Source organism: Flavobacterium sp. P21, from assembly GCF_050632225.1.
GTDB lineage: Bacteria > Bacteroidota > Bacteroidia > Flavobacteriales > Flavobacteriaceae > Flavobacterium.
On the sequence record NZ_CP192585.1, the window covers coordinates 1,620,537 to 1,644,251 of the forward strand.

The following is a 23,715-nucleotide window of genomic DNA, read 5'->3' on the forward strand; positions in this document are numbered from 1 at the left end:
AAATTTGCTTTGAGTGTTATTTTGTGATTTCAAAAGATAAAAAAAACGAGACAGGTTTAAAAACTTGCCTCGTTTCAATGATTTAAACTAACTAACTTAACCTGATTACAGAGAATACTTTAGAGTAATTCCGTAAGTTCTTTGATCACCAAGAACTCCTGCATATTGTCCTGCGTTACCACCAGCAGGCAATAACTGCTCATAATAATCTTTGTTGAATAGGTTGCGTCCCCAGAAATGAACAGAAAGTCCTTGAGAAGCACGGAAACCTAAACGTGCATTAAAAATAGCGTAACCTTGTACTACTAAATATTTTGAAGCCGATGGGCTTGAAGAAAATTCAGAACGTGCATAAGAATCAACAGCTAAAAATACTTTTCCTTTATTTCCAAAGAATGTTGCATTATCAGAAAGTTCGCCGCCTAAAGATCCTGCCCATCTTGAAGCTCCCGGCAAATCAGTTCCAGAAACATCTTTGTAGGCTACCGGTGCACCAGTTTCTTCTAATGGAAGTGGCGCATTTGTAAATTTCACATATTTACCATCAGTATAAGTTGTCATGCAGCATTTACTGTCAAGTGAGAACTGAATACAAAACTTGCATCTAACTCAGCACCTCTTACACGTACTTTATCAGCATTTGCTAAATAGCCACGGTTTACACCTAATTCAGCGACTTGAACGTTAGTTTGGAAATCTTTAATATCAGTATTAAAGAATGTTAAGTTCAAAATTGAATTTTTGAAAGGAGATGTTTTTACTCCAAATTCATAGTGATATACTTTTTCAGGTTTGATAACTGCAAGATCAAGCATTGGATTTCCTTTTGCATCTGATGGAAGTCCGGCAACATTTACACCAACTGGTTTGTAGCTTTTTGCAAAAGTTGCGTAGGCATTGATTTTGTCTGAAGCTTTATACGTAAGCGTAATGTTTCCTGAAAAGTCTGTATTGTCAGTATCCGAATCAAATGCTTGATCAGAGTAAACTGATTTTTTCAAAGCAAGCAATGCAGGATCTGTAGTTTGTAAACCTCCATAGGTTTTACGAGAATAATGTGCATCTTTTTTGTCGAAGTTATATCTCAAACCTGGCAATACGTGAAAACGCTCTGTAATGGCCCAATCAATTTGCCCAAATACTGCCGCACTTGATGATCTAATGTTTGCATCCGTTTTGATTCCGTATCCTTCAAAAAGCCCAGGAGTTTTCCATAACGGACTTGTAGTACTTTGAGAAAATCTCCATTGTGCATTTCCAGATTCTTCTGTACCATCGGTCTGCGAAGTTTGGTCAATAAAGAATGCACCCACAACACCGCTTACTTTACTAGAAAGTTGGCCAGCGTAACGTACTTCTTGAGTTACTTGTGTTTGTCTTGTTGGGTTTTGCGATTTTGCTAATACTTGCAATCCTGTAAAATCTCTATCATTCGATGGATCCCAGTTCCAGAATCTCCAAGCTGTAGTCGAAGTCAATGTTCCCGGTCCAACTTTTGTGTCAATATTAAGCGAGATGCCTCCCATGTCTTGATTTGAACGCCATGGCGTATCGTGGTCAATTTTACGGTCAAAAGCATTTAGGCTTGGCAATTGATAATTTAGATCTTTGATTATGGCATCAAATTGGCGATAAGCCGCTCTTTGAGTTGGGGCAACTCCGGCAACAACTTGAGCATATCCGTCAGGACGTTGCGTTGTAATATCTGCTTGCCAAAATAATGTTGGTATTTACAGAAGGCGTCCAAAGCAATTGCCCTCTAATTCCTTGATTATTCAATGTATTTGTAGGTCTTCCTGTTGCAACATTATCAACTAAACCATCTCTTTGTGTTCCTGAAAAAGAGATTCTTCCAGCTACTTTTTTGCCCAAAGCTCCAGTAACCGATGCTTTTGCTTGTAAAAAGTTATAGTTTCCATAACTTACTTCAAAATCTGCTCCTGTAGAAAAACTTGGTTTTCTAGTAGTGATATTAAAAGCACCAGAAGTAGTGTTTTTTCCAAATAATGAACCTTGTGGCCCACGTAAAACCTCGATTTGTTCAACATCAATAAAGTCTAAAGTTGTTGTCGCCGGACGCGCGTAATAAACTCCGTCAACATAAAAACCAACTCCAGGATCAATTCCGTCATTGGTTAACCCAAATGGAGAACCCAAACTACGAATGTTGATTCCAGTATTTCTCGGATTTGAAGAATAAAGTTGTACTGATGGAACTAATTCTTTAATACGGTTTACGTTGAATGCTCCAGTTTGTTCAGCCTGCTTTCCTGTAATTACAGAAATTGCAATTGGCACATCTTGAACTTTTTCAATTCTTCTTCTTGAAGAAACCACAACTTCAACAAGTTCGTTTTCTTCGTTTAAAATAATTTGCAATGGGGTTGCTGGCAGATCATCAATTTCGATTTCAGTTGTTTTGTAGCCCACATATTGAACTAAAAGTGTTATTGGAAGTTTTCCTTTAGTATCGATGGTAAATTTTCCCGTAGCGTCTGTAATTGTATTTGTTGTAGTTCCTTTAACAACAACATTTGCGGCTTCTAATGTGGTATTTTCTTTTGTTTTAACGTAGCCCTCTATGTTTTGTCCAAATGAGATTGAAAAAGTTAAAACAGATAATATTGTAAGTATATTTTTAATCGAATTTTTCATTTTTATATTAAGTATATGTGATTAGTAGAGTTTTAAAATAAATTTTTTTATTTACACATACACATCATACAGGAAATGCTTTTTGCAGTTTTTAACTGACTATTATAATTTATTTGCAAAAGACTTTTGGTTACGCCTAATAAACTGAAATGTTCTTTCATGAGTCAAAAATTTGTAATTGGTTTGTTAATTATTTTTTGGCAAATATATATAATTAATTCTATCGATTTACTAGACTTTAGAAAATATTTTTTTATTTTTTTACTAATGAGGCGATTGTGATGCCTTCCATAGCCTTCAAAGTTTTATCTCTGATAAGCATCAAACCGTGACGCAGACTGCATTCAGACTCGGTTTTGCAATCAGAGCAAGGTTCGTAAAAATTTAAAGAAGCGCATGGCAAAAGTGCAATTGCACCGTCAAATAATCGGTGAATTTCTGCCAAAGTGATGTCGTTTTTTGATTTTATCAGATAATATCCGCCAAATTTTCCTTGCTTGCTCGCTCACAAAACGTCCTCGTTTTAGATCTAATAAAATTTGCTCTAAAAACTTTTTGGGAATGTTAGCGCCATCAGCAATTTCTATAGTTCTAGAAATGTGATTTTCGTCTTGTTCTGCTAAATAAAGTAAGGCCTTAAGGGCGTATTTTGCTTTATGTGATAACATCTATATTAAATTGTAAAATGTAAATGTATGATTTTTTAAACTTGAAACCTAAACTTGAAACGTGAAACAAATAAAACTTGAAACAAAATTTGTTTACCAGCCTCCGCTAGATCCGCCACCAGAGAAACCTCCACCGCCAAATCCGCCACCGAAGCCACCGCCTCCGCCAAAACCACCTCCAGATGATCCGCCGCCGAACCCACCAAAACCGCCTCCGCCACTTCTTCCAAGATTACTTAGAATAATAACGTCGAGTAGGCTAGGGCCTCCGCCACTGTTGCCTGAATTTCCTCCTCCGCCTCGTTTGTTTCGAGACATTAAAATCAATACAATAACAACAATTACGATGAATGGCAATATCGGAAAGTCTTTTCCTTTGCTTTGTTTTCTTTCGCCTTTGAATTTTCCTTTGAAAACGTCAATTATAGCATCTGTTCCTTTGTCTAGACCATTATAAAAGCCGCCAGCTTTAAATTCAGGAATTATAATATTTCTGATAATCGTTCCGCCAATTCCTGCCGTCAATCGATCTTCAAGTCCGTAACCCGGATTAATGGCAATTTTCTTTTCGTTTTTTGCTAATAAAATAATTACGCCATTGTCATCTTTTTCAGTTCCTCCAATTCCCCACGTCTGTCCCCATTTAGTTGCTAACTGACTTACATCTTCACCTTTTAGGCTTTCAATTGTAATTACAACAATTTGAGTAGTGGTAGAATCAGAATAACGGATAAGTTTTTCTTCTAACTGCGATTTTTCGGAGGCACTTAACAGATTCGCGTAGTCGTAAACAGAAGTTTGAAAATCTGGTTTTTTAGGAATTTCGAATTGCGCGAAAGTAATATTGCAGATAAAAAACGCGATAAACAAAAAAGTAAATTGAAAAATTCTATTGGAATTTGAAATTGTATTATTGGAATTTTTCATCATTTATCCTTTTGAGATTTCGTTAGATAGTTCATTTGTGTCATCTTCTGACCATGGAAAATATTTTTTTAATTGTTCTCCGGCATTTGTAATTCCGTCAACAATTCCTTGTTTAAAATTTCCAGCTTTAAAATGATTGGTCATAATGTCTTTGGTACAGTCCCAAAAATCATTGGCAACTAGATCATTAATTCCTTTGTCTCCACAAATCACAAAGTTTTTGTCTTCAACTGCAAAATAGAGTAATACGCCATTTTTCAATTTAGTTTCATCCATTCGTAATTCATGAAAAACTTCTAAAGCTCGGTCAAAATGAGCTTTAGAAGTTGTTTTTTCTATATGTACTCTAATTTCGCCAGAAGTATTATTTTCGGCCATGCGAATAGCTTCAACAATTTCTTGCTCTTCTTCTTTGGTTAAAAAATCTTCTACTTTTGACATGGAAATTATTTTAGAGTTTAGTCCCGAAGCCTCGGGATAGATTTTAGATTGCAGATTAAATTTGAAATCTAAAAATCGTTAATCAAAAATATTAAATCTTAGAATTTTACTTCAACTGGTTTGTCAGCACCTTCGACAGCATTGAAATATGCTTTTTCTTTAAATCCAAACATACCTGCAAACAAGCTGTTTGGGAATGTTTTGATGTGGTTGTTATAAGGCGCAACAGCTTCGTTGAAACGAGTTCTTGCCGTTAGAATTTGGTTTTCAGTACTAGCCAATTCGTCTTGAAGTTTCAAGAAATTCTCATTTGCTTTTAATGTTGGATATTGCTCAACAGAAACTAATAATCTTGATAAAGATGAAGATACACCACTTTGTGCTTTATTGAATTCAGCAAGTTGTTCCGGTGTAATGTTAGATGGATCCACAGTCACGCTTGTCGCTTTTGCACGAGCTTCGATAACAGCCGTTAAAGTTGATTTTTCGAAATCAGCGAGCACCTTTTACCGTGTTTACTAAATTTCCAATAAGGTCGTTACGTCTTTGGTAAGCTGTTTGAACATTTCCCCAAGATTGTTCTACAGTTTGATTTAATGTTACCGCAGTATTGTTAATTCCTTTAACCCAGCTGTAAATTCCAATAATAACAACTGCGGCGATAATCCAAGGCAAAAATCTTTTCATGAGTATTTAATTTAGGTTTATTTCTATTTTTATTTAATTACAATTCGTTTTTGATGTCGTTTAATTGTGTTTTTATGGATTCTAATTTACGTATTATTTCGAATTTATCTAATGTTTTCTTCTGTCCCTCTTTTAAATGCGTTTTGGCGCCTTCAAGTGTAAAACCTCTTTCTTTGACCAAATGATAAATCAGCTGTAGGTTTGTAATATCTTCCGGAGTAAACATTCGATTTCCTTTGGCATTCTTTTTTGGTTTCAGAATATCAAATTCGCTGTCCCAAAAGCGTATCAAAGAGGCATTGACATTAAAAGCTTTGGCCACTTCGCCAATACTGTAATATCTTTTGTCTTTTGAAAGTTCGATATGCATGATTTGTTTTTTTCTATTTTATTTCAAAAATAACACTTTTTATAGTATTAATCCAACGATTGATTTTCCTGATTTGCCATTTGCGAAATTGCTACATATTCAGCGACCGAAATATTTCCGTAATAAAAATTCAGCGGATTTACGACTTTTCCATCTTTATGAACTTCATAATGGCAATGCGGACCTTCAGATCTTCCTGTACTTCCCACATAACCAATAATATCTCCTCTTTTGACATGTTGTCCTGGTCTGCAATTGTATTTGCTCAAATGTGCATACAAACTTTCATAGCCAAAACCATGCCTGATAACCACATGATTTCCAAATCCCGAAGCAGTGGCATCAGCTCGATCCACCACGCCGTCGCCGGTTGCGTAAACAGGAGCGCCTGTGTTGGCGGTAAAATCCATTCCGTTGTGCATTTTTCTCACTTTCGTGAAAGGATCGATTCGATATCCAAAACCTGACGCAACTCGTTTTAAACTTTCGTTCTGAACTGGCTGAATTGCCGGAATGGCTAATAATAAATTTTCTTTTGCTCCAGCTAATTTCAAAATCTCATCTAGAGATTTAGACTGAATAGCTAATTGCTTTGAAAGCTTGTCGATTCGCTTGGTTGTGTTTAAAACCAATTGTGAATTGTTGTAGCCTTCTAATTTTTTATATCGCTGAGCATCTCTGAAACCTTCTTTCCGAATCGAATCTGGAATTTCAGTTTTATTGAAATAAACTCTGTAAATATTATTGTCTCTATCTTCGAGTGACTCGGCAACATCGTCAATTTCGTCCATTTTTTTATTCAGAATAGCATATTGCAGTTTTAAATTTTCAATTTCACGAGCTTGCAAACGATCTTTTGGAGTCTCAAAATAAGAGGTATTGATTAAAAGAACAAAAATTAAAAAGCCAAACAGTGCTGAGGCCAACAAAAACAAGAAAGCATAACCAATTTTTGCCCTTTTTCTGGTTTTTATTTTCGTATAAGCCAGATTTTCTGAGTCGTAATAATATTTTACTTTCGCCATATTTTAAAATACCCTATTTTTGCGACTTGTAAAATAAGTTAGTCGAACAAAATTAAAAAATGTTTCAGTTGTTCGAGACTTTTTTCAAGAATTAAAGCAATTAGATAATGTGTCAATTTGATAATTAGATAATGCATTAAAAGCGAAATTTATTGTTTTGAATTTTAAGTTTTTAATCGAATTTTTCTAGTAATCACATTTTTAGATTGATGAATTATCTCATTGCAAAAATTATCACATTATCAAATTGACACATTTTCTAATTAAAATATGAAATCACAAGACGTACGTAAACAATTTTTAGATTTTTTGAGAGTAAAGGGCATACTATTGTTCCTTCAGCTCCTATTGTTCTTAAAGACGATCCAACCTTAATGTTCAACAACTCGGGAATGGCCCAGTTTAAAGAATTTTTCTTGGGAAACGGAACTCCAAAAAGTCCAAGAATAGCCGATACGCAAAAATGTCTTCGTGTTTCAGGAAAACATAACGATCTTGAAGAGGTTGGTATTGATACCTACCACCATACTATGTTCGAAATGTTAGGGAACTGGTCTTTTGGTGATTACTTCAAAAAAGAAGCGATCAACTGGGCTTGGGAATTATTGACAGAAGTGTACAAAATTCCAAAAGAGAATCTTTATGTTTCTGTTTTTGAAGGAAGTAAAGAAGATAACGTTCCTTTTGACCAGGAAGCTTGGGATATCTGGAAAACTTTAATCGACGAAGACAGAATTATTTTAGGAAATAAAAAAGATAATTTCTGGGAAATGGGAGATCAAGGACCATGTGGACCTTGTTCTGAAATTCACGTTGATTTACGTTCTGAAGAAGAAAAAGCTCAGGTTTCAGGAAAAAGTTTAGTAAATAATGATCACCCACAAGTTGTTGAAATCTGGAATAACGTATTCATGGAATTCAACCGTAAAGCGGATGGTTCTCTTGAAAAACTTCCAGCTCAACACGTAGATACTGGAATGGGATTTGAGCGTTTGTGTATGGCTTTACAAGGAAAAACATCAAACTATGATACGGATGTTTTTATGCCTTTGATTCGAGAAATTGAAACCATTACGGGAGCAAAATATACCACTAATGATGTAACAGGAATTAGTGAAGAACAAAATAAAATGAATATTGCTATTCGTGTAGTGGCAGATCACGTTCGTGCGGTAGCCTTTGCTATTGCTGACGGTCAGTTGCCTTCTAACACGGGTGCAGGATATGTAATTCGTAGAATTTTGCGTCGTGCAATTCGTTACGGATTTACTTTCTTAGGAACAAAAGAGCCGTTTATTTTTAAATTGGTTGAAACACTAAGCGAGCAAATGGGAGATTCTTTCCCAGAAATCAGAACACAGAAAGCACTTTGTTCGAATGTAATTCGTGAAGAAGAAAATTCGTTCTTGAAAACATTAGATCAAGGATTGGTTCTTTTAGATGCTGTAATTTCAAATAACAGTGCAGATACCGTTGATGGTAAAAAAGCATTTGAATTGTATGATACTTACGGATTCCCAATCGATTTAACAGCTTTAATTCTTTCTGAAAGAGGTTTGAAATTGGACGAAGTAGGATTCCAAGAACAATTACAATTACAAAAAGAAAGATCACGTGCGGCTTCTAAAGTTACGGCGGGAGATTGGAATGTTATTGTAGAAGATGATATTCAGGAATTTGTTGGATATGACAGATTATCACAACAAGTAAAAATTACAAAATATCGTAGAGTTGAAAGTGCAAAAGACGGAGAGATTTTTCAATTGGTTTTCAATGCAACACCATTTTATGGAGAAAGCGGAGGACAAACGGGAGATAAAGGATATTTAGAAGCTCAAAACGGAGATATCGTTTACATTATTGATACTAAAAAAGAAAATAATCAAACGATACATTTGGCAAAATCATTGCCAGAAAATCTTACAGGAACTTTTACTGCTGTTGTTGATGCTTTACAGAGAGCTAAAACTTCGTCAAATCACTCGGCTACACACTTGTTGCACCAAGCTTTACGTAAGATTTTAGGAACTCATATTGAGCAAAAAGGGTCAATGGTAAGAAATGCTTCATTGCGTTTTGACTTTTCGCATTTTTCTAAAGTATCAGATGAGGAATTAGTTGAAGTAGAAAACTTCGTAAATGCTAGGATTCGTGAGAGTTTGCCTTTGATTGAAAAAAGAGCGATTCCAAAAGATCAAGCTCTTGAAGATGGAGCTATTGCTTTATTTGGGGAGAAATACGGCGATTTAGTTCGTACCATTAAATTTGGAGATTCTGTCGAATTATGTGGTGGAACTCACGTTGCGAACACATCTGACATCTGGCACTTTAAAATTATTTCTGAAGGAGCTGTTGCGGCTGGAATCAGAAGGATTGAGGCGATCACAAGTGAAGCGGCAAAAGAGTACTTTGAGTCTCAAGCTGTTTCTTTAGCTGAAATCAAAGAAGCGCTTAAAAATGCTCAAGATCCAGTAAAATCGATCTTGGCTTTGCAAGACGAAAATGCGCAATTGAAAAAACAATTAGAAGCTTTATTAAAAGATAAAGCTAAAAATATGAAAGCTGATTTGGCTAAAGAATTGCAAGAAATCAACGGAGTTCAGTTCTTAGCTAAACAAGTAGATTTAAATCCAGAAGGAGCAAAAGACTTAGCTTATGAATTGGGTGGTTCTTGTAATAATTTATTTATAGTTTTCGCTACGGCTCACGAAGGAAAACCAATGTTAACTTGTTATATTTCTAAGGAAATTGTAGCTGAGAAAAACTTAAACGCTGGACAAGTTGTTCGCGAATTAGGAAAATACATTCAAGGTGGAGGAGGAGGTCAGCCTTTCTTCGCTACAGCAGGAGGTAAAAATGTTGATGGAATTGGAGAGGCGCTTACTAAAGCGGTGGATTTTGTAAAATAATTAAAGATGCTAAGGTTCTAAGATACTAAGGGACTAAGTTTTTATAATTCAATTCAAACCCGACAGGTTTTTAAAACCTGTCGGGTTTGCTATTTATTGCAATTCATATATCAACCGGATTAAAATCCGGCCCTACAAAATAAATCGAGCCGAAGGCTCTTTTACAGTTCCGAAGGAACAAGCTATTTTGTAGAGCTGGACTTCAGTCCAGTTTAATAAAGATAATAAACACAAAATCCGGCAGGTTTTTTACAACCTACCGGATTTTGTGTTTAATTTCAATAGCGTCCAGTTTTAACTGGATGAAAAAGGAAAGAATTAGAAAAGGGCTTTAGCCAAACGTAATAGTTTGGCTAAAGCCCTTCAATTTTAAATTAGTATCCATCCAGCTAAAGCTGGATGCTACTGAAAAAAACTTAGAGTCTTAGTGGCTTAGTATCTTAGAACCTTAGTGTCTCAGAAAACTACTTACGCTCCCCAATCTGCTGACGCCACATAGCGTAATACAATCCTTTTTCAGCAATCAAATCATCGTGTTTGCCTTGTTCGATGATTTTACCTTGTTCTAGTACAAAGATTTTATCAGCGTGCATTACAGTTGATAAACGGTGAGCAATTAAAACTGTAATTCTGTTTTTATCAGATATATTTCGGATTGTAGCATTGATTTCTTCTTCGGTAATCGAATCCAAAGCAGAAGTTGCTTCATCAAAAATCAATAAATTCGGATTTCTAAGAATAGCTCTTGCGATTGATAAACGTTGTTTTTCTCCACCAGAAACCTTGATTCCGCCTTCACCAATTGTGGTGTTTAGTCCGTCTTCGGCACGTTTTAAAAGCTTTTCGCAACTAGCACGTTTTAGCGCATCATATAAATCTTCATCGCTTGCATTTGGTTTTACAAACAATAAATTTTCGCGAATCGTTCCAGAGAATAATTGTGCATCTTGAGTAACAAAACCTAACTGCTTTCTTAAATCTAATAAATCAATTTCGGTTGAGTCGATGTCATTATACAAAACTTGCCCTTCTGCAGGCGTATACAATCCAACTAATAATTTTACAAGAGTCGTTTTTCCAGATCCCGAAGGTCCAACAAATGCAACAGTCTGTCCTTGTTTAATTTCGAAATTGATATTTTCAACTGCTTTGAATTTTGCAGTTTTATGTTGAAAGCTGACATTGGTAAAAAGCAGTTTTTGGATTGCTCCAACATGTTTTGGAGTTTTAGGACGAAATTCTTTAGGAGCATTCAATAAAACTCTAAAGTTTTCCATTGAAACTTTCGTTTCATTGATTGCAATAATAAAGTTTCCGAGTTCCTGTAAAGGGCCAAAAATAAAGAAAGTGAAAAATACCATTGTCAATAAATCGCCCACAATAATTTTTCCTCCAAATAGGAAATAATACAATGTGAAAACCACGCAAGTTCTCAAAAAGTGAACCGTTGTTCCCTGAATGAAACTCAAACTTCTGATGAAACGAATTTTTTCTAATTCTAACTGAAGAATTTTAAACGTATTTAAATTCAAACGCTTTTCTTCCTGATACGTTAATCCTAAACTTTTTACAAGCTCAATATTTCGTAAACTCTCAGTTGTAGAACCTGCCAAAGCATTGGTTTGATTCACGATTTTCTTAGAAACAATTTTGATTTTTTTACCTAAATACGAACTTACCAAAGCAATAATTGGAGCCGTAATTAAAAAGATGATCGAAATTCTGTAATCGATTCTCGCAACATATACGATTACGAAAATGAACCCAATAATGGTTTGAAAAATCAAAGAAATCGAAAGCGTAATCAATTTCTCTGAATCAGAACGCACTTTAGTTAATTTGCTTAAAGTTTCACCGCTTCGTTGATCTTCAAATTCGGCGTAAGGTAAATCAAGCGACTTTTTGATTCCGTCTGTATACATTTGAGCGCCGGTTCTCTGAATTACGACATTGGTGAAATAATCCTGAAAGTTTTTTGTAATTCGGGAAATCATCGCCGCGCCAAGCGAAAGCCCGAGCCAGAAAGATAACGATTTAATAAAGCCAGCGGCGTTTCCGTCGTATTTATGTAGTCCAACACCGCAATCCTGCATTAATTTACCGGTGATAATTGAGTCTGATAAACTGAAACAAATGTTTATCGAAGCCATAATCAGCGCAAAAAACAAAAGCATTTTGTGTCTGATTATATAAGAATATAATAATTTCATATGATTTTTAGAAAAGTGGAAGATGCAAAAGTAAGGAATTGTTTTAGTTTGTAAAGTTCATTTATGTTATTTAAAATGTAATTTTTTTACGTTTGATTATGGAAAACCGTAAGGCTTTAGTTTTAGATTATATTAGGTTTGTTTCATTAACAAATTTATCCAAATCAAAATGAAAAAAATTTTATGTCTTTTCGGAGCTCTGACTCTATTATTAAATTCATGTTCTAGTGATGACTCTTCTTCAGATTCTTCAGATCTTGTTTTACTTAAGAAAACCATTATTACAGATTCTGATGGAGAAAAAGTCACAACTATTTACAAATATGATGGCAATAAAATAGTAAGTGCCGTAGATGATTCGGGAGATACAGGTCTATATTACACTTATACAGGGGATCTAATTACCAAAATAGAATTTAAATATCCTGATGGAACAATTGATCAGATCAATACATTTTCTTATAATGCAGAAGGAAAACTAACAACTTTTGTAAGAGTAGAACCAAATATTGATTGGGGGCATAAAGAAGTTTATACATACAATACTGACGGTACAATTTTGGTTAAGTCATATTCTGGAGATAGTAAAACTCAAACAGGAGGAGGTGTTACATCAACAATTAAATTTGTAGATGGTGAAGTAAGTGAGATTGTAGCAATTACTGCAAATCAACCTGATCATAAATATACATACGATAATAAAAACAATCCTGCGAAAAATATTTTAGGAATGGATAAAATTGCATTTGCTGATGGAGAAGGAAGTGGCGTAAAATTTAATATTTTAACCGATACAGCAGACGGTGATTTGTGGACAAAGAGCACTTTTACTTATAATGACCAAGGATACCCAACTAAAGAAGTTGATAAAGGATCTGAAAGTTTAGGTACTATTGAGTACTTCTATTAATAACCAGACAATTTTAATTATAAAAGCTAGATTTTGTCTGGCTTTTTTTGTTTATAATTTTCTGCTTTTCGACGGCCATTTTACAACTCCCTTATAAATCAATTGAAGATCGCCATCATCTTGTAACTGCAATTTCAGCTGTATTGCTATGGAATACGAATAAAATAAAAATGGTTATCGGATAAAAAAATAACTTATGATTATACAGGACAAATAATTGAGATTAATGAGTTTTATTTATTAGGCTTAAAGATGTCTTATTTTAATAGTTTTTAAATTTATAAAACCAATTTCCGGACATAGATATAATTAATTTTGTAGGAATTTAAAATCAAAACCTATATAAAATGAAAAAATTTTTATGCCTTTTTGGAGCTTTTGCTTTAACGATTACTTCTTGTTCATCAAATGATGATGACTCTGGAAAAGCAGAAACAGCAATTTTACCTAAAACAATCAAATTTTCTGAGCCAGATTACCCTTTGGAGAATACAACTTCAACTATTACTTATGATGGTAATAAAGTTGTAAGTGTTATAGATGAAGGAAGTCGAACAAATTTCACTTACGAAGGGAATGTTATTGCTAAAATGATAGGGTACGATGTCACAAATGGTGATAAAACAGAAGAAGAATCATACTCTTATACAAACGGGAAGCTAACATCTACATTATATGCTAGAAATTTCACTTCTAAATATCCATTTGGACAATATAAAGGCAGATATGTTTATACGTATAATGCCGATGGTACTGTTAAAAAAGAAACTTATAGTATAAATGCTACAACAGGAGAAGAAAGTAAAGTTGATTATTTAGAGGTATATACTTTTCAGAATGGAAACTTAGTTAAGTTAGTTGCCACTGATCAACCATCTGGATTAAGTTCAGTTCGCACAAGTATTTATGAATATGACACAAAAAATAGCCCATTTAAAAATGTTTTAGGTTACAATTTATTAATTGATGCAGATAATAGTAGTGTTAATAATCTTATTAAACACACATACACTTATTCAAAAGATAATAGTTCATATTCTAGGAAAACAATGTATGAATATAATGCTGATGGATATCCTACTAAACAAATGCTTTATGGAGAAGATGGTGTAATTGTTAGTGAAATACATGAGTACACTTATTAAATATAAATAATGTTATGTTTGCCAAAACCAAATACTTCTGTATTTGGTTTTTTTATTGCTCATAATTGGCGAAATTCGTATTCAAATAAATTCTCATGCAATTCAGAACCCAAATTCCAATTTCAAAAAGTAATTCGCCAATCGATTATAATTCGAAAATACTTTCGATAGGTTCTTGTTTTGCAGAAAATATGGCAGAGAAATTTGATTATTTCAAGTTTCAGAATGAAACAAATCCGTTTGGGATTATTTTCAATCCGGTTTCAATTGAGAAAATATTTCGAAGAGTTTGTGAGTTGGATTTTTATCAAGAAAAAGACGTTTTTTTCATAACGAACGTTGGCATTCTTATGAAGTGCATTCTGATTTAAGTAATTCCGACCGACAAGAATTGCTTGAAACTTTAAATAAAGCGATTACAGAAACCAATAAACAAGTAAAAGAAGCAACTCATATTATAATCACTTACGGAACTTCCTGGATTTACAGAAATTTAGAAAGCGAAGAAATTGTAGCGAATTGTCATAAAGTGCCTCAAAAACAATTTTCAAAAGAATTATTATCTGCTGATACAATTCAGAAAAGCATTCAAAACACAATCGATTTAATTCAGACACTAAATTCAAATATAAATTTCATTTTCACAATTTCTCCAGTCCGCCACATAAAAGACGGATTTATAGAAAATCAACTAAGCAAATCGCATTTATTTACGGCTTTGCATTCTGTGTTGAATACTGAACACTTAAAACTGAACACTGAATACTTTCCGTCTTACGAAATCATGATGGACGAGCTTCGTGATTATCGTTTTTATAATGAAGATATGTTGCATCCCAACCAAATTGCGATCGATTATATCTGGAAGCTTTTCAGTGAAAATTATATTTCAGAAAGTAGTATTTCGACAATGCAAGAAGTCGATGAAATCCAAAAAAGCCTTCGCCACAGAAGTTTCAATCCCGAATCAGATCAACATCAAAAATTCTTGGCAAATCTTCAAAAGAAAATAAATCTTTTAGGAGAAAAACTGCCACAAATTAAGTTTTAACTTTTATTGTTAGCGACTTCGCGCCTTTGCGAGAACCAACCAAAGTTGCTTAAAAAATGCTTTGAAATAATCGCGCAAAGACACAAAGGCGCAAAGTTCTATTTAGGTTTTGCGTAAAGTAAGAACTGAAAAATAGCCATTTCACAATGAAATTTTAGAATATTTCCTAATAATTATGTAAATTGTTAGGGCTTTATGTTTTGCAATTTTGTAAAATGTGAAAGTGTGCTTTTTTCAGAAGCAATTAAATCAGGTATTTTAATGAAGTATGAATAAGAAATCCATTCCTATTTTTAAAAGAATATTTCGTGTACTGGTTTGGTGCGTGGTTTCTGTAATTGCACTTTTATTGCTTCTTATTGTGTTAATTCAGGTTCCGTCGGTTCAGAATTTCGTTAAAAATAAAGCGGTCAACTATCTTCAGGACAAGATAAAAACAAAAGTTTCCTTAGATTATATTTCGATAAAATTTCCAAAAGATGTAGTGCTGGAAGGTTTCTATTTTGAAGATCAAAAAAAGATACTTTGCTGGCGGGTAAACGATTAGAAGTTGATGTTGACCTTTTTAAATTGGTTAGTAGTGAACTCGAAATCAATTCGGTTTCGCTTGAAAATGTAAAAGCCAATATTTCACGAGACAAAAAAGGCGTTTTCAATTTCGATTACATCATCAAAGCATTCGAATCAAAAGAACCAAAAGTTGATGATCCAAATGCAAAACCTTTTAAAATTTCTGTTGTAAAAGTAAACCTCGATCAGGTAAAATTCAATTTTAAAGACGATTTTGCCAAAAATGATATTCGCGTAAATCTGACGCATTTCGATACCAAATTCAAGAAATTCGATTTGGATGAAATGGATTTCAATATTCCGACAATTAATTTAGATGGATTAAAAGTTGTTTTGGATCAGGATGTTGTAGAGAAAATTGCGGAGGTTTCGGTTAAAACGGTTGATACGATTTCGAAACGGCCGGATTTCAAATTGGCATTAAACAAAATTACTTTATCCAAAATTGATATTTTATACGATAACAAAGATTCGAAATTAAATTCAGGCATTCGCTTAGGAAATTTAAATCTGGCGGTAAACGAAATCGATTTGAACAAACAGCTTTTGGATTTTGATTCTTTCGAAGTAAAAAACTTAAGCGGGAATTTGCGATTAGGCGCTAAAGACAAACAAATTCAAACGCCAAATTTAGATACAACTGCGATAAAACAAGCCGGTTGGAAAGCAAAATTAAACAAAGTAAATATTGAAAATGTTGCCTTCAAATTTGATGATATGCAATCAAAACCAGTTGCAAAAGGTTTAGATTATAGTCATTTGGATTTGAGTAAATTCAACTTTGAAGCGGAGAAATTATATTATGGAAATGATACAATTTCAGGAAACATCAATAAACTTACGGTAAACGAAAAAAGCGGTTTGCAAATACAATCTTTAAAAACCAATTTTTTCTACGGACCAAAAAATGCTTCTCTGGAAAATCTGTATTTAAAAACACCTCAAACGCTTATTCAGGATAAAATTATAGCCGAATACAAATCATTAGAATCGCTTCAAAAAGATCTAGGAAATCTTGCCATTGATGCCAACTTAAAAGATTCAAAAATCGGTTTTAAAGACATTTTATTATTTGTTCCTACGCTTCAAAACACGAATCCGTTTAAGAGTAATCCAAATGCGATTTTGTATGTAGACAGCCGTGTCAGTGGAAAAGTAAAAGATTTGAATATTCCGCAATTTGAAATGAGCGGAATAGGAACAACAAAAATTTCCCTTTCGGGGAAGATAAAAGGGCTTCCTGATGCGCAAAAAGCCTATTACGATTTGAATATTAAAAAACTTTCGAGCACTTCAAAAGATATTTATTCATTTGTGCCGAAAGGAACAATTCCTAACAATATTCAAATTCCTTCTCAATTGAGTTTGGTTGGAAAGTTTAAAGGTGCAGTGCAGAATTTTAAAACCAATCTGGATTTAAATAGCAGTTTCGGAAATGCAAAAATCGATGCGTTATTCGATCAACGAATTAAAAAAGAGAAAAATACGACGCCGTAGTTTCTTTAAATGACTTCGATCTCGGCCGATTAATCAAAAACGATTCAATCGGAAAAATTACGCTTAAAGCGAAAGTCAAAGGCAACGGTTTAGATCCAAAAACGGCGAATGCAGTTGTTGACGGATTGGTTCAGAAAGCGGTTTTTAATCGATATACTTATAAAGATTTAGCTTTAAAAGGAAATATCAAAAACGGATCTTTCGCAGTAAAATCAGGAATGCAGGATCCAAATCTGGATTTTGATTTGGTTGCCAGCGGAAACACAAAAGAGAAATATCCGGCAATAAAATTAAAACTAAACCTGGATATTGCAGATTTGGAGAAACTGAATCTTCACGCTGGCCCGATGAAACTCCGCGGAAATGTTGATGCTGATATTGCCAACAGCAATCCCGATTTTCTGAACGGAAAAGTATTTCTGTCAAACATTCAGATTTTGCAGGACAAAGAACCTGTTGTTTTAGATTCCATTCGTGTTATTGCTTTTGCGAACAAAGACACCAATTCGATCAAAATTTCGTCTCAATTTTTAAAAGCAGAAGTCGTAGGAAAATATAAATTGACGACGCTGGCAAATTCAATTCAGAAATCTTTATCGAAATATATTGATCTTCAAAACCCAAAAGTCAATGCCGAATCAGACGAGCAAAGACTGGCGTTTAGTTTGAAAGTTGATAATGATCCAGTGCTTTTAAAATTGCTTCCAAAATTGACAGGTTTAGAGCCTTTTGAGATAAACGGAAAATACAACAGCCAAAAAGATTCTTTGGAAGTAAAAGGAACGATTCCGAGAATTGTTTATGGCGGAAATACCATTTCGGACGGAAAAATAAATATCGAAACAAAAGATAATGCTTTAAGTTATTTGGTTTCTGTGGCAACCATTGAAAGCGGTTCGCTCAAAATTCCGTTTACGAGTTTGTCCGGAAAAGTAGAAAATAATGAACTTACTTACGCTTTAGAAGTAAAAGATGCCAAAGAGAAACAGCAGTATTTTATTGCCGGAAACTTGAACCATGAAAATGCAAAAAACGTCTTTAAAATTGATTCTGAGAGTTTTGTTTTAAATTATGAAAAATGGAATGTCGATCCAGAAAATGCAATCGAATTTGGAGATAAAAGACTTTATATCAATAAATTTTATTTGAATCATGAAGGCGATGAATTGAAAATTCAGTCTCAGGGAACACAAAATAATTCGCCATTGCAAGTCGATTTTGTAAACTTCAAAATCGGAACCATTATGAATATGATTTCCAAAGATCAAGCACTGATTCAAGGTTTGGTAAACGGAAATGCTTTGGTCGAAAATGTAATGACAAAACCAACTTTTACATCTGATTTAAAAATAGATGATTTTAATTTTAAAGGAGAAAAAGTTGGCGATTTAGAAATAAAAGTAGACAACAAAACGGCTGATACGCTTTATGCAAATGTTGTTTTGAGCGACGAAGGAAACGATGTAAAACTTACAGGAGAATATAAAATAGCAGAAGGAAATTTTGATTTGGACGTTGCGATTAATACGTTGCATATTAAAAGCATTCAAGGCTTTAGTATGGGGAATATTTCGGAAGGAACAGGATTTCTGTCCGGAAATTTTAAAATTACAGGAAATACTTCGGCACCAAAAATAAACGGCGAATTGAATTTTAATGACGCTGGTTTTAGAGTGACCCAACTGAATTCTTATTTTAAAACTGGTAAAGAAAAAATCACTTTCAATGAAGGAATAATTTCGTTTGATAAATTTTCTCTTTTAGATGAAAACGATAATGAATTGTTTGTCAACGGAACCGTTCAATCGGCTGATTTTGTGAAATACAATTTTAATCTTCTTGTTGAGGCAAATGATTTTAGAGCAATTAATTCTAAACCTGCCGACAATGATTTGTTTTACGGCGATTTATTTTTGGATACAAAACTGAACATCAAAGGAAGTCTTGAAAGTCCGGTTGTTGATGGAACGATTAAAATCAATAAAGAAACTGAGTTTACGGTTGTGATGCCTCAGTCAGATCCGTCAATTGCAGATCGGGAAGGAATTGTTGAGTTTGTGGATGAAGATAATATGTATCTGAAACAAACGGTTGACATGAAAAATAAATTGGATCAATCGGAATTGAAAGGAATGGATGTAAACGTCGCCATTTCTATAGATCCAGAAGCTGAACTGACTTTGCTGATTGATAAAGCCAATGGCGACTATTTAAAATTAAAAGGCGAAGCCGAATTGGTTGGCGGAATTGATCAGTCCGGAAAAACTACTTTGACAGGAAAATATGAGTTTTCTGATGGTGCTTACGAAATGAACTTTAACGGAATAAAAAGAAAATTTGACATTCAGAAAGGAAGTTTTATCACCTGGAATGGCGAACCTACACAGGCAAATGTAAATATTACTGCGATTTATAAAGTCAATGCGGCTCCAATAGATTTGCTTGGCAATCAATTGGCAGGCAAAGATCAGGTTGTAATAAATACCTATAAGCAAAAACTTCCTTTTCAGACTTTATTGAAAATGAATGGCGAATTAATGAAACCGGAAATTTCATTTGGAATCGAGCTTCCGGACGGAAACTACGATGTTTCTACTGATGTTGTTACGTTAACACAATCAAAATTAAAGCAAATAGAGCAAGATCCGGCGGAGTTGAACAAACAGGTTTTTGCGCTTTTATTATTAAACCGATTTGTAGGCGAAAATCCGTTTGCGAGTCAAAGTGGTGGTACAAGTGCAGAATCTATGGCAAGACAAAGTGTGAGCAAGATTCTGTCACAGCAATTAAATAATCTTGCGGGAGATTTAATCACAGGATTTGAAGTCAATTTTGACTTAGAATCAACTGAAGATTATACCACAGGAACGATGCAAAACAGAACCGATCTGAATGTTGAGGTTTCTAAAAAATTATTAGATGATCGTTTAAAAGTTACGGTAGGAAGCAGTTTTGGTGTAGAAGGCGCTGAGCGTGCTAATGAGGAAAGTACCAATATTGCCGGAGACGTAGCACTCGATTACCAGCTAACAAAAGATGGCCGATATATGGTTCGCGCGTACCGAAAAAATCAATACCAGGTCGCAGTAGAAGGTCAGGTCATAGAAACAGGCGTTGCTTTTGTTATCACGATGAGTTACAATAAATTCAGAGAACTTTTTCATCGTACAGAAAAAGAAAAAGAATTGATCAGAGAAGAAAAACTCCGAAAAGAAAAGCAAAAACAAAAGGAGAAAGAAAAGAAGCAACTGGAAGAAGATCAGGAAAATCAAATTAAAGGAAATGAACAAAAAACATAATCATATAAAATCTCATTTTGCAAAGTATTTTATGCTGACGTTCCTGTTTTTTGTTTTGGGATGCAGTAATACAAAATATCTTCCGGAAGGTGATTTGCTTTATACTGGCGGTTCTGTAGAAGTGAAGGATTCCATTATGAAAAAGAAAGAGAGAAAGGCAATGGAAACAGAATTGGAAGGATTACTTCGCCCAAAACCAAATAAAACATTTTTAGGTTTGCGCCCGAAATTATGGTTTTATAATATTGCCGGAACACCCAAAAAACAAAAAGGATTTAGATATTGGCTGAAGAATAAAGTGGGAGAAGAACCGGTACTTTTCAGTAAAGTAGATTTAGAATACAATGCATCGGTTTTGCGCAATTTTACCGAAAACAGAGGTTATTTTAAAACTCGTGTAAGCGCCGATTCAACTGTGCGAAACAAAAGAGTAACGGCAGAATATATTGTTGTTCCTAAAAAACAATACATTATTAAGAGCGTGACTTTTCCTGATGATTCTCTGAAAATGTCAAAAATAATCGCCAGATCCAGTCGAAGAAGTTTGCTGAAAGTTGGAAATCCCTACGATTTGGATGTCATAAAAGCGGAAAGAGAACGCATCGATGCGCGATTAAAAGAAAAAGGTTATTTCTATTTTAATCCGGATTATATTTTAGCAAAAGTAGACAGCAGTAAAGGCGATCACGAAGTAAAAATCAGATTGGTTATAAAAGACGAAACGTCGGCTAAAGCTTTAACGGCTTACAAAATCAATAACATATTTGTGTATCCCAATTATTCTTTTGGAAATGACACTGCAGTTTATAGAAAACGAAACATAACGCAATACAAAGATTTCACTATTATAGATACTACGGAAACCTTTAAACCAAGAGTGTATGATCGCACTATTTATTTTAAAAAAGGAGATTTATACAATAGAAAAGACCATAATTTAACGTTGAACCGATTTGTGAATCTGGGTACTTTTAGCTTTGTAAAAAATGAATTTAAGCCATCAGATTCTATCAGTAATGCTTTGGATTCGTATTATTATCTGACGCTTTTGCCTAAGAAATTTATAAGAGTTGAGGTGATCGGAAAAACGAATTCGGCGAGTTATACCGGTACAGAACTCAATTTAAATTGGAATAATCGAAACTTTTTAAAAGGTGCCGAATTGTTTACAGCATCGGTTTTTGGTGGTGCCGATTTTCAGTTGGGCGGTGTCAATAAAGGAAAAAATATTTACAAACTCGGAGGAGAAGTTAGTTTGACCTGGCCGAGATTTATAACGCCTTTTCATATTGAAGGAAATAGCGAATTTGTGCCAAGAACTAAAGCTACTTTAAGATACGAATACCAAAAAAGAACGCAGTTGTATGCACTGAATTCTTTCAACTCGACGTTTGGTTATTTGTGGAAAGAAAATATCCGAAAAGAACATCAATTAAACGTCGTAGATGTGACATATGTAAGTCCGAATCATGTTACGGAAGAATATTTAGAAGATATTAAAGCTGATCCGGCATTAGGAAAAGTAATTGAAAAGCAATTGATTTTTGGTCCAACTTACAATTATACCTACACGAATACGATGCAGAAACGCCTAAAAAACACTATTTATTTTAATGGTGAATTAGACTTGGCAGGAAACCTTACGGGCTTAGTTACGGGCGCAGATTATCCAAATAAAGTAAAAACAATATTTGATGTTCCGTTTAGTCAATATGTAAAAATCAGATCTGATTTCAGACATTATTTGAAATTGGGAAAAGAGAGCGAACTGGCCAGCAGATTGATTGTCGGAATGGGATTTGCTTACGGAAATTCAAATACACTTCCCGCATCAAAACAATTTGTAGTCGGTGGAACCAATAGTATTCGTGCCTTTAGAGCAAGAACGCTCGGTCCTGGAAGTTATGTAATTCCACCCAACACAACAAATTCAAATTATACACCAGATCAATCGGCAGATTTGAAATTGGAATTCAATACAGAATATCGTGCAAAACTTTTCAGTATTGTAAGAGGTGCAGTTTTTTTAGATGCAGGAAATATTTGGCTCTTGCATGCAGATCCTGACAAACCTGGAGCTGAAATCTCAAAAGATTTTATGAAAGAGATTGCTGTTGGCGCTGGTGCCGGATTACGTTTTGATTTGTCATTCTTTGTTTTGAGAACAGATTTAGCGATTCCGCTTAGAAATCCTGCCTTGCCAGACGGACAACGATGGGTAATTGATGATATAAATTTCGGAAGTAGTTCCTGGCGAAAAGATAATCTGATTTTGAATATTGCTATTGGATATCCATTTTAAGGTTTTTTTGCCACGACTCGAGCGATAGCGAACAGGCGAAGCAATTCACGAATTTTATCTAATCTTGGCGTTGGTTTTTTTAATCAATTTCACAAATTAAAATTCGAATAATTCAACTTTTAAACATTTCAGAAAATTAATATAATTCGTGAATTCGTGGCGGAAAAAAAGGAAAAAAAGCAGTAAATTGGTCTAAAATATTTTAGAGGAATGCAAAACTTAATCAAAAGAATTATCGGTGTTGGAGCAATTGTTTTAGTCATTATTTTGGCTTTCAAATTCTGCCAATTTAAAAAAGATGATGATAAAGATATTGAGTATAATACCAATTTAATTCAGCAACAGATTCTTAATGTTGGAAAACTGGTTGTGACCGAAGGACATTTTTCAGAAGTTATAACCTATAAAAATCAGCAGAAGTACTTAATGGATATGATTTCTTTTGAAAAGAAAGCGCTTGTTGTTGTAAATGCGAATGTGACGGTTGCCTACGATTTGCATAAAATGAAATATGATATTGACGAAAAAAACAAAACAATTACCATTCTAAATATTCCAAAAGAAGAAATCACAATCAATCCTGATATTAAGTTTTACGACATCGAGCAAAGTCAAATGAATCAATTTACTGGAGATGATTACAATAAAATCAATAAATCGGTAAAAGCGAATCTGGCAAAAAAATCGAAACATCTTCATTAAAAACAAACGCTGAAAACCGATTAATAAGCGAGTTGTCTAAGATTTTGATTATGACAAATTCAATGGGCTGGAAACTGCAATATGAAGGAAAAACTATTGAATCAGAGACCGAGTTGACTCAGGATTTGAAATTATAGTTTTTGAGGCTTAAAGAGGCAAAGTTACATAGGCGCAAAGGCTTTTTGCCACAGATTATAGGATTAAAATGATTTATTGAATTGCCTCCTGCTTTAGCTGGAGGTATTTGTAATGAATTGAAAAAGGCTTTAGCCCAAAAAATGAGTTTTGGCTAAAGCCTTTTCTGTTGACTTATTTTTCCTCCAGCTAAAGCAGGAGGCAATTTAAAA

General features: G+C 34.1%; 11 protein-coding genes and 6 pseudogenes. 7 read left to right on the top strand and 10 right to left on the bottom strand.

Features of this window, described 5'->3' with window-relative positions; translation table 11 throughout:
* Positions 1 to 105: 105 nt before the first annotated feature.
* From ACQ9BO_RS07990 to ACQ9BO_RS08030, 9 genes and pseudogenes are all read right to left on the bottom strand, one after another.
* Complete coding sequence (locus tag ACQ9BO_RS07990; protein WP_431244287.1) at positions 106 to 561, bottom strand: TonB-dependent receptor; 456 nt, start codon at positions 559 to 561, stop codon at positions 106 to 108.
* Positions 558 to 1,592, bottom strand: coding sequence for a TonB-dependent receptor (locus ACQ9BO_RS07995; protein WP_431244288.1), 1,035 nt, complete (start codon positions 1,590 to 1,592; stop codon positions 558 to 560). The genes ACQ9BO_RS07990 and ACQ9BO_RS07995 overlap by 4 nt, the downstream gene beginning before the upstream one ends.
* 91 nt (positions 1,593 to 1,683) lie before the next feature.
* A complete protein-coding gene (locus ACQ9BO_RS08000) occupies positions 1,684 to 2,655 on the bottom strand; it encodes a TonB-dependent receptor (protein ID WP_431244289.1) in 972 nt (323 codons plus the stop codon).
* A gap of 253 nt (positions 2,656 to 2,908) precedes the next feature.
* Positions 2,909 to 3,323: pseudogene (locus ACQ9BO_RS08005) on the bottom strand (RrF2 family transcriptional regulator).
* Positions 3,324 to 3,416: 93 nt separating this feature from the next.
* Positions 3,417 to 4,250: a TPM domain-containing protein gene (locus ACQ9BO_RS08010; protein ID WP_431244290.1), complete on the bottom strand. Its 834-nt coding sequence runs from the start codon at positions 4,248 to 4,250 to the stop codon at positions 3,417 to 3,419.
* A gap of 3 nt (positions 4,251 to 4,253) precedes the next feature.
* A complete protein-coding gene (locus ACQ9BO_RS08015) occupies positions 4,254 to 4,691 on the bottom strand; it encodes a TPM domain-containing protein (protein WP_320566378.1) in 438 nt (145 codons plus the stop codon).
* Positions 4,692 to 4,789: 98 nt separating this feature from the next.
* Positions 4,790 to 5,378: pseudogene (locus ACQ9BO_RS08020) on the bottom strand (LemA family protein).
* A gap of 37 nt (positions 5,379 to 5,415) precedes the next feature.
* Positions 5,416 to 5,748, bottom strand: coding sequence for a MerR family transcriptional regulator (locus ACQ9BO_RS08025; RefSeq protein WP_012023968.1), 333 nt, complete (start codon positions 5,746 to 5,748; stop codon positions 5,416 to 5,418).
* Between the two features lie 47 nt (positions 5,749 to 5,795).
* Positions 5,796 to 6,773 carry a peptidoglycan DD-metalloendopeptidase family protein gene (locus tag ACQ9BO_RS08030; RefSeq protein WP_431244291.1) on the bottom strand — a complete coding sequence of 326 codons (978 nt, stop codon included), beginning with the start codon at positions 6,771 to 6,773 and terminating at the stop codon, positions 5,796 to 5,798.
* Between the two features lie 270 nt (positions 6,774 to 7,043).
* Here ACQ9BO_RS08030 and alaS point away from each other — a divergent pair.
* A pseudogene (gene alaS, locus ACQ9BO_RS08035) lies at positions 7,044 to 9,682 on the top strand (alanine--tRNA ligase).
* 464 nt (positions 9,683 to 10,146) lie between these two features.
* On the opposite strand, the gene ACQ9BO_RS08040 reads toward alaS, so the two are convergent.
* On the bottom strand, positions 10,147 to 11,892 hold the full coding sequence (locus ACQ9BO_RS08040) for an ABC transporter ATP-binding protein (RefSeq protein WP_431244292.1): 1,746 nt from the start codon (positions 11,890 to 11,892) through the stop codon (positions 10,147 to 10,149).
* 169 nt (positions 11,893 to 12,061) lie between these two features.
* On the opposite strand from ACQ9BO_RS08040, the gene ACQ9BO_RS08045 reads away from it, so the two are divergent.
* The 6 genes and pseudogenes from ACQ9BO_RS08045 to ACQ9BO_RS08070 all read left to right on the top strand — a co-directional run bounded on the left by ACQ9BO_RS08045 (position 12,062) and on the right by ACQ9BO_RS08070 (position 23,505).
* Complete coding sequence (locus tag ACQ9BO_RS08045) at positions 12,062 to 12,802, top strand: hypothetical protein (protein WP_431244293.1); 741 nt, start codon at positions 12,062 to 12,064, stop codon at positions 12,800 to 12,802.
* Between the two features lie 347 nt (positions 12,803 to 13,149).
* The gene (locus tag ACQ9BO_RS08050) at positions 13,150 to 13,947 is read left to right on the top strand and encodes a hypothetical protein (RefSeq protein WP_431244294.1); all 798 of its coding nucleotides are present in this window, start codon (positions 13,150 to 13,152) and stop codon (positions 13,945 to 13,947) included.
* A gap of 95 nt (positions 13,948 to 14,042) precedes the next feature.
* A pseudogene (locus ACQ9BO_RS08055) lies at positions 14,043 to 14,998 on the top strand (GSCFA domain-containing protein).
* Between the two features lie 268 nt (positions 14,999 to 15,266).
* A pseudogene (locus tag ACQ9BO_RS08060) lies at positions 15,267 to 20,364 on the top strand (translocation/assembly module TamB domain-containing protein).
* Positions 20,348 to 22,666 (top strand): BamA/TamA family outer membrane protein, encoded by a 2,319-nt coding sequence (locus tag ACQ9BO_RS08065; RefSeq protein WP_431244295.1) that lies wholly within the window; start codon positions 20,348 to 20,350, stop codon positions 22,664 to 22,666. Before ACQ9BO_RS08060 ends, ACQ9BO_RS08065 begins: the two are co-directional and overlap by 17 nt.
* A 210-nt stretch (positions 22,667 to 22,876) precedes the next feature.
* A pseudogene (locus ACQ9BO_RS08070) lies at positions 22,877 to 23,505 on the top strand (DUF4230 domain-containing protein).
* The last annotated feature ends 210 nt before the right edge of the window (positions 23,506 to 23,715 follow it).